The 17,449-nt window shown below is 69.4% G+C and carries 14 protein-coding genes, 1 tRNA gene and 1 pseudogene; 5 read left to right on the top strand and 11 right to left on the bottom strand.

Annotation, left to right across the window (positions count from 1 at the left end):
• Positions 1-70 precede the first annotated feature (70 nt).
• Together ACZ5SK_RS01335 and pyk are read left to right on the top strand one after the other, a co-directional pair.
• Complete coding sequence (locus ACZ5SK_RS01335) at positions 71-772, top strand: SIMPL domain-containing protein (RefSeq protein WP_468575064.1); 702 nt, start codon at positions 71-73, stop codon at positions 770-772.
• Positions 773-934: 162 nt separating this feature from the next.
• Positions 935-2,371: a pyruvate kinase gene (gene pyk / locus ACZ5SK_RS01330; RefSeq protein ID WP_334580986.1), complete on the top strand. Its 1,437-nt coding sequence runs from the start codon at positions 935-937 to the stop codon at positions 2,369-2,371.
• A 12-nt stretch (positions 2,372-2,383) separates the two neighbouring features.
• Here pyk and ACZ5SK_RS01325 read toward each other — a convergent pair whose 3' ends face one another.
• The gene (locus ACZ5SK_RS01325) at positions 2,384-3,169 is read right to left on the bottom strand and encodes a helix-turn-helix domain-containing protein (RefSeq protein ID WP_361700187.1); all 786 of its coding nucleotides are present in this window, start codon (positions 3,167-3,169) and stop codon (positions 2,384-2,386) included.
• A 79-nt stretch (positions 3,170-3,248) separates the two neighbouring features.
• A tRNA-Leu gene (locus ACZ5SK_RS01320) sits at positions 3,249-3,330 on the bottom strand.
• Positions 3,331-3,431: 101 nt separating this feature from the next.
• On the opposite strand from ACZ5SK_RS01320, the gene ACZ5SK_RS01315 reads away from it, so the two are divergent.
• The gene (locus tag ACZ5SK_RS01315) at positions 3,432-4,088 is read left to right on the top strand and encodes an ANTAR domain-containing response regulator (protein WP_399460833.1); all 657 of its coding nucleotides are present in this window, start codon (positions 3,432-3,434) and stop codon (positions 4,086-4,088) included.
• Between the two features lie 79 nt (positions 4,089-4,167).
• On the opposite strand, the gene ACZ5SK_RS01310 is transcribed toward ACZ5SK_RS01315, so the two are convergent.
• From ACZ5SK_RS01310 to ACZ5SK_RS01270, 9 genes are all read right to left on the bottom strand, one after another.
• Positions 4,168-4,884, bottom strand: coding sequence for an ABC transporter ATP-binding protein (locus ACZ5SK_RS01310; RefSeq protein ID WP_334580989.1), 717 nt, complete (start codon positions 4,882-4,884; stop codon positions 4,168-4,170).
• Complete coding sequence (locus ACZ5SK_RS01305) at positions 4,881-5,765, bottom strand: ABC transporter ATP-binding protein (RefSeq protein WP_468575061.1); 885 nt, start codon at positions 5,763-5,765, stop codon at positions 4,881-4,883. The genes ACZ5SK_RS01310 and ACZ5SK_RS01305 overlap by 4 nt, the downstream gene beginning before the upstream one ends.
• Positions 5,766-5,771: 6 nt before the next feature.
• Entirely contained in the window at positions 5,772-7,604 is a 1,833-nt protein-coding gene (locus ACZ5SK_RS01300; protein ID WP_334580991.1) for a branched-chain amino acid ABC transporter permease, read from the bottom strand.
• 5 nt (positions 7,605-7,609) lie between these two features.
• Positions 7,610-8,542 carry a branched-chain amino acid ABC transporter permease gene (locus ACZ5SK_RS01295; RefSeq protein ID WP_334580992.1) on the bottom strand — a complete coding sequence of 311 codons (933 nt, stop codon included), beginning with the start codon at positions 8,540-8,542 and terminating at the stop codon, positions 7,610-7,612.
• 121 nt (positions 8,543-8,663) lie between these two features.
• Positions 8,664-9,890, bottom strand: coding sequence for a branched-chain amino acid ABC transporter substrate-binding protein (locus ACZ5SK_RS01290; protein ID WP_334580993.1), 1,227 nt, complete (start codon positions 9,888-9,890; stop codon positions 8,664-8,666).
• A gap of 287 nt (positions 9,891-10,177) precedes the next feature.
• Positions 10,178-10,783, bottom strand: a complete 606-nt coding sequence (locus ACZ5SK_RS01285) for a Tat pathway signal sequence domain protein (RefSeq protein ID WP_334580994.1) — start codon at positions 10,781-10,783, stop codon at positions 10,178-10,180.
• Positions 10,780-10,998, bottom strand: coding sequence for a hypothetical protein (locus ACZ5SK_RS01280; RefSeq protein ID WP_334580995.1), 219 nt, complete (start codon positions 10,996-10,998; stop codon positions 10,780-10,782). Before ACZ5SK_RS01280 ends, ACZ5SK_RS01285 begins: the two co-directional genes overlap by 4 nt.
• Positions 10,999-11,129: 131 nt before the next feature.
• Positions 11,130-11,618 (bottom strand): hotdog fold thioesterase, encoded by a 489-nt coding sequence (locus ACZ5SK_RS01275; RefSeq protein ID WP_334580996.1) that lies wholly within the window; start codon positions 11,616-11,618, stop codon positions 11,130-11,132.
• Between the two features lie 49 nt (positions 11,619-11,667).
• A complete protein-coding gene (locus ACZ5SK_RS01270) occupies positions 11,668-13,962 on the bottom strand; it encodes an FdhF/YdeP family oxidoreductase (protein WP_468155779.1) in 2,295 nt (764 codons plus the stop codon).
• Positions 13,963-14,113: 151 nt separating this feature from the next.
• Here ACZ5SK_RS01270 and polA point away from each other — a divergent pair, with 151 nt between their 5' ends.
• A complete protein-coding gene (gene polA, locus ACZ5SK_RS01265) occupies positions 14,114-16,840 on the top strand; it encodes a DNA polymerase I (RefSeq protein WP_334580998.1) in 2,727 nt (908 codons plus the stop codon).
• A 185-nt stretch (positions 16,841-17,025) separates the two neighbouring features.
• Positions 17,026-17,449: pseudogene (locus ACZ5SK_RS01260) on the top strand (hypothetical protein); the annotation flags it as partial.

The following is a 17,449-nucleotide window of genomic DNA, read 5'->3' as shown; positions in this document are numbered from 1 at the left end:
GTTGCGATCTGATGACCACAGAGGTCAACTCCGGCCCCTCAACAGGCAAAGCCATGACAACCTGGGACGTATGACCTCCCCGCAGATTCCCCCGTACGGCACCCCCGACGCCCCCCTCCTCGCGGTCCGCGGCGAGGCCGAACTCGAAGTCGACCCCGAGATCGCCCGCATCGGCGTCACCGTCACCGCCCGCGGCAAAGACCGCCGCACCACCCTCGCCGACCTCACCCACCGCAACGCAACGGTCCTGGACCTCGTCAAGTCCTACGGCGACGCCGTCGACAACGTCTCCACCGGCGCGGTCTCCATCACCCCCGAACTCGGCCAACGCGGCCGAGGCGAACGCATCCGCACCTACCACGGCACCGTCCACCTCACCGCCGAACTCACCGACTTCACCGCCCTCGGCGAACTCACCACACGACTGGCCGACCTGGACCTGACCCGGGTCGACGGCCCCTGGTGGGCACTGCGCACCGACTCACCGGTCCACCGCCGGGCCCGCCAGCAGGCCGTACACGAAGCCGTGCAGCGAGCCAAGGAATACGCGGAAGCCCTGGGCGCCACGGTCGCTGCACTGATCGAACTCGCCGACACCGGAACCGGATCCTCCGGCCTACGACCCCAGGCCGCCTACGGCGCCCGCATGACCCGATCGGCCGTCATGGCGAAAGGAGAACCGGCACCCGACCCGCTCGACCTGGAACCCCAGCGCATCCAGGTCCACGCCGAAGTGAGCGCACAGTTCACGATGAACCCACCCCGCCTGTGAATCCACCGCCCGCGAATTCGACGCATTCACCCATTCGACAGAATGCTCATAGGAGCGGAGCCATGCACAATTTATTAGTTGTCAACAACCCTTCACGCAAAGGTTGTTGAGCAGACATGTGCGACCAATTCCCTACCCACCGGTAAGACATAAGCTCGAAACATGCGCCGAGCAAAAATCGTCTGCACACTGGGCCCCGCCACCGACTCGTACGACCAGCTCAAAGCCCTGGTCGACGCCGGAATGGACGTCGCCCGCTTCAACCTCAGCCACGGCAGCCACGCCGAACACGAGGAGCGCTACCACCGCGTCCGCAAGGCCTCCGACGAAACCGGCCACAGCGTCGGCATCCTCGCCGACCTTCAAGGCCCGAAGATCCGCCTCGGCCACTTCGCAGAAGGCCCCGTACTCCTTGAACGCGACGACACCTTCACCATCACCGTCGAGGAGGGCGTCGCAGGCGACGGCAAGCGCTGCGGGACCACATACGCCGGCCTCGCACAGGACGTCACACCCGGCGAGCACATCCTCGTCGACGACGGCAAGGTCTGCCTGGAGGTGACCTCCGTCGACGGGCCCCGCGTCCACACACGCGTGGTGGAGGGGGGCGTCATCTCCGACCACAAGGGCCTCAACCTGCCCGGAGTGGCCGTCTCGGTCCCCGCCCTGTCGAAGAAGGACGAGGACGACCTGCGCTGGGCACTGCGCACCGGCTTCGACGTCATCGCACTCTCCTTCGTACGCAGCGGCAACGACATCGTGGACGTCCACCGCATCATGGACGAAGAGGGCCGCCGGCTCCCCGTCATCGCCAAGATCGAGAAGCCCCAGGCCGTCGAGAACATCGACGAGATCGTGGCGGCGTTCGACGGGATCATGGTGGCCCGTGGCGACCTCGGCGTCGAGATGCCGCTCGAACAGGTCCCGATCGTCCAAAAGCGCGCCATCAAACTGGCGAAGCGCAACGCCAAACCGGTGATCGTCGCCACCCAGATGCTCGACTCCATGATCGAGAACTCGCGGCCGACCCGCGCCGAGGCGAGCGATGTGGCCAACGCGGTCATCGACGGCACGGACGCCGTGATGCTCTCCGGCGAGACCAGCGTGGGCAAGTACGCCATCCAGACGGTCCGCACCATGGCCAAGATCGTCGAAGCGGCGGAAGAGGACATCCTTGCCAAGGGCCTGCCCCCGCTGACGGAGTCGAACAAGCCCCGCACCCAGGGCGGCGCGGTCGCCCGCGCGGCGGCCGAGATCGGCGACTTCCTCGGCGCGAAGTTCCTGGTCGCCTTCACCCAGAGCGGTGACACGGTACGCCGCCTGTCCCGCTACCGCTCCCCGATCCCGCTCCTCGCCTTCACCCCGGAACCGGCGACACGCTCCCAGCTGAACCTGACGTGGGGCGTCGAGACGTTCCTCGGCCCGCTCGCGGACTCGACGGACGCGATGGTCGACCAGGTGGACGAGTTGTTGTTGAAGTACGGCCGCTGCGAGAAGGGCGACGTGGTGGTGATCACGGCAGGTTCGCCTCCGGGAGTCTCGGGCGCGACGAACCTGGTCCGCGTCCACCACATCGGGGAGGACGACAGCCCGAAGTAGGGGTTGGTCCGGTCAGTGCTTGGGGCCTACGTGGGCGTCGAGTAGGGCTACATGCGCTTTCTTGGCGACGGAGATGTTGTAGGGGTTCCCGTGGCGGGTGCATCGCGTCCACCCGATGTCCAGCTTGTCGAGGGTGTCGGTGAAGAGCCGCCGGATGTCGTCGGAGACGTTGGTGAAGAAGTACCGCGGGTATTCATAGCGCTTGCGTTCGCCGCCGACGGTCTTCTCGGTCCAGTTGGTGATGCGGCATCCGTCGGAGTGGATGAGGCCGCGGATGAACTCCCAGGGGTGTGCATCGACGATGCCTTGTTGCCAGGGTTCGAGGACGATGGGGCGGTCGTGCTTCTTGCCGGGGCCGTGTTGGGGGAAGAGGCACCAGAGGTGCTTGGAGTAGAGCTTCACCTCACGGCAGCCCTTACGGCGGACTCTGCAGACCGAGTTTCCGGGGAAGACCGACCGCATGGCAGTCTCGCACTCGTCCATGAGCCCGGGGTGAGCGTCAGCACATGAGACGGACAGGCTGGGCACTCGCATCGCGCGGTTCTGGATGATGTGGCCGTCGCCGAGGTACAGGCCCAGGAGGTAGGAGTATGCGGGGTGGTCCAGCTCGCCTTCGCATCGAGGACAGGGCGGTTGGGTGCGTCCGGGACACTCGCCGCGTTTCGCGCGGTCCATGTGTTTCCAGTAGCCGACTGTGCCGAGCGGAATGCTCAACTGGCGAGCCACATCAGCGTTGCGCGCCCCGTCGCGCAGCAGCGTGACGGCCCTTTGTCGAATCTCAGTTCCGTGGAAGTTCATGCGAACACCCTGCGTGACTGATCGCAACTGTGTGCATGAAAAAGCGGAGGTTCACGAGAATGTGAACCTCCGCTTAGGGTGCCGGGTGCGGGATTCGAACCCGCAAGCCGTGAGGCGCGGCCTTTTGAGGGCCGTGTGTATGCCGATTCCACCAACCCGGCGGGACTGGCTGCTCGGAAGCATACCGGGTCACCGTACTTGCCCGCCTCTAGGTAGGCTGCATAAGCAGCAGTACCTGCCCGGCCCGCAACAAGGAGCCCCCGTGACCGCCCCCGAGTCGCCCCAGCCCGTAGACGCGCCCGACGACGACAAGTCGCACGTGCCTCCGCTGACGACCCGTGTCGTCATCGCCGAGGACGAGGCCCTGATCCGGCTCGACCTGAAAGAGATGCTCGAAGAAGAGGGCTACAGCGTCGTCGGTGAGGCCGGTGACGGTGAGCAGGCCATCGAGCTCGCCCGCGAGCACAAGCCGGACCTGGTCATCCTCGATGTGAAGATGCCCAAGCTGGACGGCATCTCGGCGGCGGAGAAGATCGCCGAGGAGCGCATCGCCCCGGTGCTGATGCTCACGGCGTTCTCGCAGCGCGACCTCGTCGAGCGCGCCCGGGACGCCGGTGCGATGGCGTACCTGGTGAAGCCGTTCAGCAAGAGCGACGTCGTACCGGCGATCGAGATGGCCGTGTCCCGTTTCACGGAGCTGCGTGAGCTGGAGAACGAGGTCGCGGACCTCACGCTGCGTCTGGAGACCCGCAAGCTGGTCGACCGCGCGAAGTCGATCCTGCAGACGGAGTACGGCCTGACGGAGCCCGCCGCGTTCCGGTGGATCCAGAAGACGTCGATGGACCGGCGGATGTCGATGCAGCAGGTCGCGGAGGCGGTCATTCAGGACGCCGACGAGAAGAAGTCGAACAAGGGCTGATCCACCCGCCGTACGCACGACGAGGCCCGCGCCCGGAGAAGGGGCGCGGGCCTCGTTGCCGTAGGAGGACCGGAGGGACTCAGTCCTCGCCGAGGTACGCCTTGCGGACGGACTCGTCGTGCAGGAGGTCCTGGCCGGTGCCGGAGAGGACGATGTTGCCGACCTCCATGACGTGGCCGTGGTCGGCGAGCGAGAGGGCGGCCTGGGCGTTCTGCTCGATGAGCAGGATCGTCATGCCCTGGGCCTTGAGCTCCACGATCGTCGCCATGATCTTCTGCATCATGATGGGGGACAGGCCCATGGAGGGCTCGTCCAGCATGAGCAGCTTCGGCTGAGACATGAGCGCGCGTCCCATGGCGAGCATCTGCTGTTCGCCGCCGGAGAGGGTGCCTGCGGCCTGCTTGCGGCGCTCTCCCAGGATGGGGAAGAGGTCGTAGGCGCGCTGGATGTCCTTCTCGATGCCCGCCTTGTCGTTGCGGAGGAAGGCACCGAGGCGGAGGTTGTCCTCGATGGTCATGCGGGGGAAGATGTGCCGCCCCTCGGGGGAGTGGGCGAGTCCGAGGGAGACGATGTCGTGGGCGGGGATCTTCTTCAGTGATTTGCCGTTGAATTTGATCTGGCCGCCGACCGGCTTGAGCAGGCCCGACAGGGTGCGCAGGGTCGTCGTCTTGCCGGCGCCGTTGGTGCCGATGAGGGTGACGACCTCGCCTGCGTCGACCTTGAAGGAGATGCCTTTGACGGCTTCGATCTTGCCGTAGGCGACGCGGAGGTCCTCGACCTCGAGGAGTGCGGTCATCGGTCGGTCTCCTTGCCGGGCGCGTCGGCGTGTGCCTCAGCGGCTTCGACCTCGGCGATCTCCTCGTCGCCGGGGGCGTTGTCGAACGGTTCTCCGAGGTAGGCGGCGATGACGCGCTCGTCGCCCTGGACGGTGGCGCTGTCGCCCTCCACGAGCTTCTCGCCCTGGACGAGTACGGCGACGCGGTCGCAGAGGTTGAAGATGAACCGCATGTCGTGCTCGATGACGAGGACGGCGATGCCCTTGTCGCGGATGGCGAAGACCAGTTCCTCGGTGGCGCGGGTCTCCTGCGGGTTCATGCCGGCGGTCGGCTCGTCGAGCAGGAGCAGGCCCGGCTCGCTGGCGAGGGCGCGGGCGATTTCGAGCTTGCGCTGCTCGCCGTAGGGGAGGTTGCGGGCGAGGTGCTCGGCCTTGTGCTGGAGGCCGATGAACTCGAGGAGTTCCATGGCCCGTTCGCGGGAGGCCTTCTCGGCGCGGTGGAAGCCGGGGCCGCGCAGGACGGCGGACCAGAAGCCTTCCTTGGTGCGGGTGTGGCGGCCGACGAGCACGTTCTCCAGGACCGTCATGTTGCCGAACAGGCGGATGTTCTGGAAGGTGCGGGCGATGCCGGCGGCGGTGACCTTGAAGGACTTCGGCGGCAGGACGTTGCCCTTGAAGCGGACTTCGCCCTCGGTGGGGATGTAGAGGCCGGTGAGGCAGTTGAAGAAGGTGGTTTTGCCGGCGCCGTTGGGGCCGATGAGGCCGACGATCTCGCCGCTGTTGACGGTGAGGTCGACGTTGCGTACGGCGGTGAGGCCGCCGAAGCGCATGGTGACGCCGCGGGCGTCGAGTACGACTTCGCCGGGGGCGCTGGCGCCCGGGGTGGTGGTGTCGGTGGTCATGTGTGGTCAGGCCCCTGTCTTGCTCAGGACGGTGGGCGCTTCGGCCTCTTCGTGGAACTCCAGCTGGCGGCGCCGGTTGGCGACGAGGCCTTCGGGGCGGAACCGCATCAGGAGGATGAGCGCGACGCCGAAGGCGAAGAGCTGGTAGTCGCCGAGGAACTGGAGCTTGTTGGGGATGAGGTAGAGCAGGGAGGCGCCGATGAGGGGCCCGCCGATGGTGCCCATGCCGCCGAGGACGACCGCGGCGAGAAGGAAGGCGGAGTTGGGCGGGATGGGTCCGGCGAACTGGTACTGCTCGGGTGTCACGGTGTAGGTGACGTGGGCCTGGACGGTGCCGGCGAGGCCGGCGAGGGAGGCGCCGACGGCGAAGGCGATGAGCTTGACCTTGAAGCCGTTGATGCCCATGGCGAGGGCGGCGGTCTCGTCCTCGCGGATGGCGACCCAGGCGCGGCCGATGCGGGAGTCGCCGCTGCGCCGGAAGACGAGGACGACGACGGCCGTGATGAGCAGCATCAGCAGGAAGTAGTTGGCGAACCGGCCGATGGTGAAGCCGGCGATGTCGTGCGGGGTGCCGAGGTCCCAGCCGAGGATGTTCAGGTCGGGGATGGAGGAGATGCCGTTGGAGCCGTTGGTGATGTCGGGTCCGGAGGTGCCGTCGAGGTTGTTGGCGGTGATCCGGAAGATCTCACCGAAGCCGAGCGTGACGATGGCGAGGTAGTCGCCGCGCAGTCGCAGGGTCGGGGCGCCGATGAGGACACCGAAGGCGAGGGAGGCGGCGGCGCCGACGAGAACGGCGGCCCAGAAGGGGAAGTGGACGTCCCAGGGGGAGTTCGGGGAGCCGGAGACGAGGGCCGCGGCGTAGGCGCCGACGCCGAGGAAGGCGACGTAGCCGAGGTCGAGGAGGCCGGCGAGGCCGACGACGATGTTGAGGCCGAGGGCGACGGTGGCGAAGATCAGGATGTAGACGCCGATGGTCGCGTACTGGTCGTCGGTCTGGGTGAAGGGGAAGAGGGCCGCCGCGATGAAGGCGCCGAAGACGGTGATGGTCTGGTGCCGGCTGGTGATCTGGGCGGCCTGGGCGACGAGACCGGACTTGTTGAGGGCGGCGAAGCCGAAGCCGGCGGTGATGAGGAACCCGATGAAGAGTTCGTCCTGGTCGGTCGGGGTGCCGATGCCGTAGGTGAAGACGGTCAGGGCGAGGGCCATGACGGCGATGATGACGAGGATCTCGACCCAGGACGGGAGTTTGCCGACGGGGCCGGGGGAGTCCGCGGCGAAGGCGGCCTTGACGGTCGCCCGCTTGTGGGCGGCCTTGTTCTTGAACTGCTCCCAGGCGTCGTCGTCCGGGTCGATCGGGTCGGGCTCGGGCTTCTCGAACGGCAGGGCCAGGGCGCCGACGAGGGCGGTGAGCGTGGCGATCGCGACGATGAAGCCGCCCGGGTCGAGGTTGACGACACCGCCGAGTTCGTAACTGATCGCGATGACCGTGTACCAGGCGGTGGCGAAGGTGGCGAGCGCGGCGAATCTCAGGGCGGCGTCACCGCCGGCAGGGACCAGGTGACGCAGTCCCTTGACGCCGTAACCGGCGAGGGCGAAGAGGGCGGTGAGCGCGCCGCCGATGAGCACGAGGACCTGCAGGCCGGCCGGATAGCCGTAGACCGTGAGGTCGCCCGCGAATTGGCTGGTCCAAGTCCACGACATGAACGTCGAGATGATGGCGAGGACGGCGCCGCCGAGTGCGAGGGCGCGGGCGATGTTCGTCGGGATTGCGATGAGTCCGGAGGGGCCGGGTGCGGCAGGGGTGTCCGGGGTCTGGGGCGCGGTGGTCTGTGTGGTCATCGGTGTCACGCCCTGTCCGCGACGCGCTCGCCGAGGAGGCCCTGGGGCCTGAACAACAGCACGAGGATGAGGAGTACGAAGGCCCAGACGTCGGCCCAGGACTGGCTGCCGAACTTTTCCATGCCGGGGATGTCGGAGATGTAGGCGGAGGCCAGGGTCTCCGCGACGCCGAGGACGACGCCGCCGATCATGGCGCCGTAGATGTTGCCGATGCCGCCGAGGACGGCCGCGGTGAACGCCTTGAGGCCGAGGAGGAAGCCCATCTTGAAGTTGACCTCGCCGTACTTGAGGCCGTAGGCGACGCCTCCGATGGCGGCGAAGGTGGCGCCGAGGGCGAAGGCGACCACGATGATGCGGTCGGTGTTGATGCCCATGAGCTTGGCGGTGTCGGGGTCCTGGGCGGTGGCCTGCATGCCGCGGCCGGTGCGGGTCTTCATCACGAAGTACGCGAGGACGGCCATGCTGATGGGGGCGGCGATCACCAGGAAGATGTCACCGGTCTGGATGGTGACGTTGCCGATGTGGAAGGGGCCGCCGTCGATCTGGGGGAAGGTGATCGAGGATTTGGCGTTGGGGTACCAGGCCCAGACCGCCTGCTGCAGGGCGAGCGAGAGGCCGATCGCGGTGATGAGCGGGGCGAGGCGGGGGGCGGTGCGCAGTGGGCGGTAAGCGAACCGTTCCGCTCCCACGGCCACGGTGACGGCGACGATGATCGCGCCGACGAGCATCAGCGGCAGGGCGACCCACATGGACGTGCCGTCGGGCAGCACGTAGAGGTAGACCGTCAGGGCGCCGAAGCCTCCGGTCATGAAGATCTCACCGTGGGCGAAGTTGATGAGCTGGACGATGCCATAGACCATCGTGTAGCCGATGGCGACCAGCCCGTACATGGATCCCAGTAGCAGGCCGTTGACCAGCTGCTGCGGCAGTTCGTTCACCGCATGTCCTCCGAGACTATTCGGATATTTTCGACGGATTTCGTCATTGCGCCGGATGCGAGAACGCGCGGGGCGCCTGTGGAACGGCGCCCCGCGCGGCTCGTGAGTGGTGCGGGAGGGGTCAGCCGGAGAAGGTGCCGGACTTGACGGCCGCCCAGGCGCCGTTCTTGACGGCGTAGACGGTGAGCTGCTTGTTGGTGGCGTCACCGAACTCGTCGAAGGAGACCTTGCCGGTCACTCCGTCGAAGGAGACGTTCTGCATGGCGGCGGTGACCTTGGCGCGGGCGTCCGAGGGCAGCTTGCCGCCGTTGTCGTCGACGACCTTCTTCACGGCCTGGATGATCGCCCAGGCCGAGTCGTAGGAGTAACCGCCGTAGGCGCCGTACTCCTCCGAGTAGCCGCCGGCCTTGTAGTCGGCGACGAACTTCTTGGCCGAGTCGAGCGTCTCGACCGGGGCGCCGACCGAGGTGGCGAGGTCGCCGGTGCTGTTGGCGCCGGCCAGCTTGATGAAGGTCGGGTCGAAGATGCCGTCGCCGCCCGCGACCGGGATGTTGGCGCCGGCGGCCTTGATCTGCTTGCTGAGCGGACCGGCCTGCGGGTACTCACCGCCGTAGTAGACGGCCTCGGCGCCGGAGTTCTTCACCTGGGTGGCGACCGAGGAGAAGTCCTTGGTGTCGGGGTTGATGTGCTGGGTGCCGACCACCGTGCCGCCGAGCTTCTTGAACTCCTCGGTGAAGGTGGCGGCGAGGCCCGCGCCGTAGGTCTTCTTGTCGTCGATGACGAAGACCTTCTTCTTCTTGGCCGTGGTGTAGACGTACTCGGCGGCGAACGGGCCCTGGATGGCGTCCGTGGTCGCGGTGCGGAAGTACGACTTGAACGGGCGGACCTTCGTGGTCGACCAGTTGTCGCCCTGGGTCAGCGCCGGGTTGGTGTTGGCCGGGGAGACCTCGACCAGCTTGGCCGCGTCGAAGACCTTCTGCATGGACTGCGCCACGGAGGAGTTCAGCGGGCCGACGACGCCGAGGACGCTCTTGTCGGCGACCAGGGCGGTGGCGTTCTGCTGGCCGGAGGAGGCCTGGGCCTGGTCGTCCTTGGCCACGATCTTGAAGGTGACCCCGTCGACGACCTTGTCCTTGTTGGCGTTCTTGACGGCGAGGTCCGCGGAGTTCTTGATGCCGAGGCCCAGAGCGGACAGGTCGCCGGTCAGCGGCGCGTCGACTCCGATGGTGACGGTGGTGCCACCGCTGTCGGAGCCCTTGTCGCCGCTGTCGCGCGAGCCGCAGGCGGTGAGGGTGAGTGCTCCCGCGGACAGCGCGGCGGTGATGGCGATGAGCGAACGTTGACGCACGTTCCAGTCCTTTCCCTGGGCGGCCCTCCCCCCTGGAAGAGGCCGAGTCGAGCGTCGGTCCGAAGGGGTATTCCGGCCGCGCGGTGACTGGGCGTGACTCTAAGCGGGTGGAGGTAACGGGGAGGAGGGTCTGACCAAGGCTGTGACGCTCTTGTTATGACACGAGGTAATGCAGAGCGGTACTTGGCGGGTGGAACAGCGGAATTCAGGCCGATTCGCCCTGTCCGCATGTTGAGAACGTGCAGGACGAACCCTGATGGGTTCAGGCGTCTCAGGCGTTTTGGTGATTACGGGGAACCGTTGCTGCAGGCGACCTTCAGGGCCTTGGAGAGGTCCTGCGCATAGCGGGCCCCCAGGATGAAACTGTGGACTTGTATTGCGCGCGCATTACGTAGAGTTACGTCCAGGAAAGGGAGTCCGGCATTCTCCGGCACTTTTCTGCATTCCGTCACATGCATGGTGATGACGATCTTGCGGGTGGAACCTGCTTTTGTCCGGAAAGGCGCTGTCGGGGCCGAGGTGAGGGTGAGTCCGGCGTACGGCTGGGTCAGCCGGGTCACGGTGACCGGCGGGCCGGCGTCCACGGCGAGCAGCACCTCGAAGGCGAAGGTGCGCGGTCGGGTGCCGGGCGGTACGGCGATCTGGCCGAGATAGCTGACGTCGACCACCTGGGACGGGAACGGCGGTGCGGGCGTGGGCGGTTGGGCGTGGTGGGGCCGGGTCGCGTACAGGTAGCCGCCGCCCGCGAGGAGCAGCAGGGCGGCGAGGACGGCGCGGGCGGCCGGCCGGTGGGCGGCGTAGCGGCGGGCGAGGGGACGGCGGGCGGGTGCGGGGGTGTCCCAGGCGCCGGCGCCGGTGCCCTCGCCTGGCTCCACGGGGCCGACGCCGCTCATGGCCGGGGTCCCTTGCCCGCACCGCCCGCGCGGTGGCGGTCGGTGCGGTGGCGGTCGGTGCGGGCGGCCAGGGCCTCGAAGGCCTCGCCGCGTTCGACGAGCCCCGCTTCGCGCACCGGACCGGCACGGTCGCCGCCCACGCCGCCGGTCTGTACGGCGCCGGCGGCCTCGGCGAGGCCCTCGTGGTCGCCGCCCGGGGCCTCGTGGGTCTTCATCCGGTACGGGCCGCCCAGCCCGCGGCCGGTCGCCCGTGGAGGCTCTTCCGCGGTGCCGCCCCGACGCCGGGCGGCCGGGGCGGCGGGGAGTAACGGGCATGCGGGCGGGGCCTGTCGGGGCACCGTGGCCGTCAGCTCGCCGCGCGGATGTGCGCCGCGTCGCCGGCCGTCACGTCCCGCAGCAGACAGGTCAGCCGCGCGGTGCACACCCGCCGCCCCTCCTCGTCACTGATCACGATCTCGTACGTCGCCGTGGAGCGCCCGCGGTGCACGGGCGTGGCCACGCCGGTGACCAGGCCGGAGCGCACGCCCCGGTGGTGGGTGCAGTTGAGGTCGACGCCGACGGCGATCTTGGAGCTGCCGGCGTGCAGCATGGAGCCGACCGAGCCGAGGGTCTCGGCGAGGACCGCGGAGGCGCCGCCGTGCAGCAGTCCGTAGGGCTGGGTGTTTCCCTCGACGGGCATGGTGCCGACGACCCGGTCCGCGGACGCTTCGACGATCTGCACGCCCATGCGGGTGCCGAGGTGACCGGCGGAGAACAGGGCGGGCAGGTCGACGCCGAGCGCCGCGTACTCGTCGATGACCTCTTGCGGGAAGTTCACGTGCTGCTGCTCGCCCATGGGGCCGGCTCCGTTCGTCGATCACAGTCCAGCGTCACTGAGCAAACGCTCAGTCGGTGGACGATTGTTCCAGACGGACGACGACGGACTTGCTGGCCGGGGTGTTGCTGGTGTCGGCGGTGGCGTCCAGCGGGACCAGCACGTTGGTCTCCGGATAGTAGGCGGCCGCACAGCCCCGGGTCGTCGGGTAGAACACGACCCGGAACCCGGGCGCCCGCCGCTCCACGCCGTCCTTCCACTCGCTCACCAGGTCCACGTACGACCCCTCGGCGAGCCCGAACGCGCGCGCGTCGTCCGCGTTGACCAGGACGACCCGGCGACCGTTCTTGATGCCCCGGTAGCGGTCGTCGAGGCCGTAGATCGTGGTGTTGTACTGGTCGTGCGAGCGCAGCGTCTGCAGCAGCAGGCGGCCCTTGGGCAGCTTCGGGTACTCCACCGGCGCGGCGGTGAAGTTGGCCTTGCCGGTGGCGGTGGGGAAGCGGCGCTCGTCGCGCGGGGCGTGCGGGAGAGTGAAGCCGCCCGGGCGGGCCACGCGCGCGTTGAAGTCCTCGAAGCCGGGGATCACGCGTGCGATGCGGTCACGGATCGAGGCGTAGTCCTTCTCGAACTCCTCCCACGGCACCTTGCTGTCCTCGCCCAGCACCCGCCGGGCCAGGCGGCACACGATGGCCGGCTCCGACAGCAGCTGGGCGCTCGCCGGCGCCAGGCGCCCCCGCGAGGCGTGCACCATGCCCATGGAGTCCTCGACGGTCACGAACTGCTCCGTGCCCTTCCCGTTCGGGCCGGCCTGCACATCGCGCTCGGTACGGCCCAGGGTCGGCAGAATCAGGGCACGCGCGCCCGTGACGACGTGCGAGCGGTTCAGCTTCGTCGACACGTGCACCGTCAGGCGGGCGCGCCGCATGGCCGCCTCCGTGACGTCGGTGTCGGGGGAGGCCGACACGAAGTTGCCGCCCATGGCGAAGAACAGCTTCGCCTCGCCGTCGCGCAGCGCGCGGATCGCGCGGACGACGTCGAAGCCGTGCTCGCGCGGGGGCGCGAAGCCGAACTCCTTCTCCAGGGCGTCCAGGAAGGCCGGCGCGGGCCGCTCGAAGATGCCCATGGTGCGGTCGCCCTGCACGTTGGAGTGACCGCGCACCGGGCACACCCCCGCGCCCGGCCGGCCTATGTTGCCGCGCAACAGCAGGAAGTTGACGACCTCGCGGATCGTCGGCACGGAGTGCTTGTGCTGGGTGAGGCCCATCGCCCAGCAGACGATGGTGCGCTTCGAGGCGAGCACCATGCGCAGCGTCTCCTCGATCTGCGCGCGCGTGAGACCCGTCGCGGTGAGCGTCTCGTCCCAGTCGGCGGCACGGGCGGCCTCGGCGAACTCCTCGAAGCCGTGCGTGTGTGCGCCGATGAACGCCTCGTCGAGCGCGCCGTCCGTCTCCAGGATCAGCTTGTTGAGGAGACGGAAGAGGGCCTGGTCGCCGCCGATGCGGATCTGCAGGAACAGGTCGGTGAGCGCGGCGCCCTTGACCATGCCCTGCGGGGTCTGCGGGTTCTTGAACCGCTCCAGACCCGCCTCCGGCAGCGGGTTGACGCTGATGATCTTCGCCCCGCCCGCCTTGGCCTTCTCCAGCGCGGACAGCATCCGCGGATGGTTCGTGCCCGGGTTCTGCCCGGCGACGATGATCAGGTCGGCCTTGTAGAGGTCCTCCAGCAGGACGCTGCCCTTGCCGATGCCGATGGTCTCCGACAGGGCCGAGCCGGACGACTCGTGGCACATGTTGGAGCAGTCCGGCAGGTTGTTCGTGCCCAGCTCGCGCGCGAACAGCTGGTACAGGAACGCCGCCTCGTTGCTGGTGCGGCCCGACGTGTAGAAGACGGCCTCGTCGGGAGAGGCGAGGGCCGCCGTCTCCTCGGCGATGATGTCGAAGGCACGCTCCCAGGAGACCGGCTCGTAGCGCTCACCGCCCTCGGGCAGGTACATGGGGTGCGTGAGCCGCCCCTGCTGGCCCAGCCAGTAGCCGCTGCGGCCGGCGAGGTCGGCGACGGGGTGCGCGGCGAAGAACTCGGGGGTGATTCGGCGCAGCGTCGCCTCCTCGGCGACCGCCTTCGCACCGTTCTCGCAGAACTCCGCGGCGTGCCGGTGCTCGGGCTCCGGCCAGGCGCAGCCCGGGCAGTCGAAGCCGTCCTTCTGGTTCACGCGCAGCAAGGTCAGCGCGGTGCGCTTCACACCCATCTGCTGCTGCGCGATGCGCAGGGAGTGTCCGACGGCCGGCAGGCCCGCCGCCGCGTGCTTCGGATCGGTGACCTGTGGGGCGTCCTGGACCGGATCGGCTTTGGGCGGCTTGGTTGCCATCGCACGCTCTCCTTCGCTCACCTGTGTCGCACACGCGTGTCGCACACCGCCCCGATCCTCGCACGAGGCCGTGACGGCGTTAACGTGCGGGAGGCCCCCCTCTGCGACGGCCCGGGGCCGAGTGTCAGTGGGGCGTGGCAGGATCGGGGGCGTGGCAGAGACAGCAGCGAAGAAGACCGACACCCCCTCCGGCGAGAGCCGCCCGCGCCTGATGCTCATGGACGGGCACTCGCTGGCCTACCGCGCGTTCTTCGCGCTGCCCGCGGAGAACTTCACCACCGCGACGGGCCAGCCGACGAACGCGATCTACGGCTTCGCGTCGATGCTGGCCAACACCCTGCGCGACGAGGAGCCCACGCACTTCGCGGTCGCCTTCGACGTCTCCCGCAAGACCTGGCGCTCCGAGGAGTTCACCGAGTACAAGGCGAACCGCTCCAAGACGCCCGACGAGTTCAAGGGGCAGGTCGAGCTGATCGGCGAGCTCCTCGACGCGATGCACGTCTCACGCTTCGCGATCGACGGCTTCGAGGCCGACGACGTGATCGCCACGCTCGCCACCCAGGCCGAGGCCGCCGGCTTCGAGGTGCTCATCGTCACCGGCGACCGGGATTCCTTCCAGCTGGTGTCCGAGCACACCACGGTGCTGTATCCGACGAAGGGCGTCTCCGAGCTGACCCGCTTCACCCCGGAGAAGGTCGTCGAGAAGTACGGGTTGACGCCCGCCCAGTACCCCGACTTCGCGGCCCTGCGCGGCGACCCGTCCGACAACCTCCCCGGCATCCCCGGCGTCGGCGAGAAGACCGCCGCGAAGTGGATCAACCAGTTCGGTTCGTTCGCGGAGCTCGTCGAGCGCGTCGAGGAGGTCAAGGGCAAGGCCGGGCAGAACCTGCGCGACCACCTGGAGGCCGTCAAGCTCAACCGCCGCCTCACCGAGATGGTCCGCACCGTCGAGCTGCCCAAGGCGGTCGGCGAACTGGAGCGCACCCCGTACGACCGCACGGCCGTCGCGATGATCCTGGACACCCTGGAGATCAGGAACCCCTCGCTGCGCGAGCGGCTCCTCGCCGTCGACCCGGGCAGCGCGGAGGCCGAGGCGGCCCCGGTGGTCACCGGCGGCGTGGAGCTGGACGGCACGGTCCTGGTCACCGGCGAGCTGGCGGGCTGGCTCGCCGCGCACGGCGCCCAGACCCTCGGCGTCGCCACCGTCGACACCTGGGCGCTGGGTGCCGGCTCGGTCGCCGAGGTCGCGCTCGCCGCGGCCGGCGGAGCGGCCGCCTGGTTCGACCCGGCGGAGCTCGACGAGAGCGACGAGAACGCGTGGGCGGCCTGGCTCGCCGCCGCGGACCGCCCCAAGGTCCTGCACAACGCCAAGGGCGCCATGCGCGTCTTCGCCGAGCACGGCTGGTCCGTCACCGGCATCTCCATGGACACGGCGCTCGCCGCCTACCTGGTCAAGCCGGGCCGCCGCTCCTTCGACCTGGACGCGCTGTCCCTGGAGTACCTGGGACGTGAACTGGCCCCGGCCGCCGCGGCCGACGGCCAGCTCGCCTTCGGCGCGGACGACGGCGCCGAGGCCGAGGCCCTCATGGTGCAGGCCCGCACGGTCGTCGACCTCGGCGAGGCCTTCCGCGGCCGTCTGGAAGAGGTCGGCGCGGCCGACCTGCTGGGCGGCATGGAGCTGCCCACCTCCGCCCTCCTGGCCCGCATGGAGCGGCACGGCATCGCCGCCGACCGCGCCCACCTCGAGGCCATGGAGCAGATGTTCGCGGGCGCCGTCCAGCAGGCGGTGAAGGAAGCGCACGCGGCGGCCGGCCACGAGTTCAACCTGGGCTCGCCCAAGCAGCTCCAGGAGGTCCTCTTCGGCGAGCTGGGCCTGCCGAAGACGAAGAAGACCAAGACCGGCTACACCACCGACGCCGACGCCCTGGCCTGGCTCGCCGGTCAGACCGACAACGAGCTGCCGGTCATCATGCTCCGCCACCGCGAGCAGGCGAAACTCCGCGTCACCGTCGAGGGCCTGATCAAGACGATCGCCGCCGACGGCCGTATTCACACCACGTTCAACCAGACGGTCGCCGCGACCGGCCGCCTGTCGTCCACGGACCCGAACCTGCAGAACATCCCCGTCCGCACGGACGAGGGCCGGGCGATCCGCCGCGGCTTCGTCGTCGGCGAGGGCTTCGAGTCGCTGATGACGGCCGACTACAGCCAGATCGAACTGCGCGTGATGGCCCACCTCTCCGAGGACGAGGGCCTCATCGAGGCGTTCACCTCCGGCGAGGACCTGCACACCACGGCCGCCTCCCAGGTGTTCGCCGTCGAGCCGGGCGCGGTCGACGCGGAGATGCGCCGCAAGATCAAGGCCATGTCCTACGGCCTGGCCTACGGCCTGTCCGCGTTCGGCCTGTCCCAGCAGCTGAACATCGACGCAGGCGAGGCACGGGCCCTGATGGACGCCTACTTCGAGCGCTTCGGCGGCGTCCGGGACTACCTGCGCCGCGCGGTCGACGAGGCACGGGCCACCGGCTACACGGCGACGCTGTTCGGCCGCCGCCGCTACCTGCCCGACCTCAACAGCGACAACCGTCAGCGCCGCGAGGCCGCCGAGCGGATGGCCCTCAACGCGCCGATCCAGGGCACGGCGGCCGACATCGTCAAGATCGCCATGCTGAAGGTGGACGCCGCCCTGCAAGCGGCGGACCTCAAGTCCCGCATGCTGCTCCAGGTCCACGACGAAATCGTCCTGGAGATCGCCCCCGGCGAGCGCGCGGCGGCGGAGGAACTGGTCCGCCGCGAGATGGCCGACGCCGTCCACCTCAACGTCCCCCTGGGCGTCTCGGTCGGCGCGGGCACGGACTGGGAGTCGGCGGCGCACTAGCCTCCGGCGGTCGGACGGGGGGTTCGTCAGCGCCGGCAGGGCGATGACGAGCCCTCCGTTCATGCCGCCGGCCTGCGGGTCGCCGAGCCGGGCAGTCCGCGTGCGCGGACCGCGGTCAAGTCCGCGCGCAGTCTTGCCGCTGGGGCGGCACGGGTGAGCGCGGGCGGTGCCCTGTCAGCGCTGGGATGCGCGGACGGGTGGGTGCGGGCGGCGTCCCGCCAGTGCTGGGATGCGCGGCCCGCCCGGCTTACTCCGGCCCGCCGCGGCACTCCGGCCCACTGCGGCCCGCCCGGCCCACTGCGGCACTCCGGCCCACTGCGGCCCGCCCGGCCCACTGCGGCACTCCGGCCCACTGCGGCCCGCCCGGCCCACTGCGGCCCGCCCGGCCCACTGCGGCCCGCCCGGCCTACTCCGGCCCACTGCGGCCCGCCCGGCCTACTCCGGCCCGCCCGGCCTACTCCGGCCGACTGCGGCCCGCCCGGCCCACTGCGGCCCGCCCGGCCTACTCCGGCCGACTGCGGCCCGCCCGGCCCACTGCGGCCCGCCCGGCCTACTCCGGCCCACTGCGGCCCGCCCGGCCTACTCCGGCCCGCCCGGCCTACTCCGGCC

Source organism: Streptomyces sp. NPDC031474 (assembly GCF_055581185.1).
This window is presented reverse-complemented; position numbering and strand designations above follow the sequence as displayed.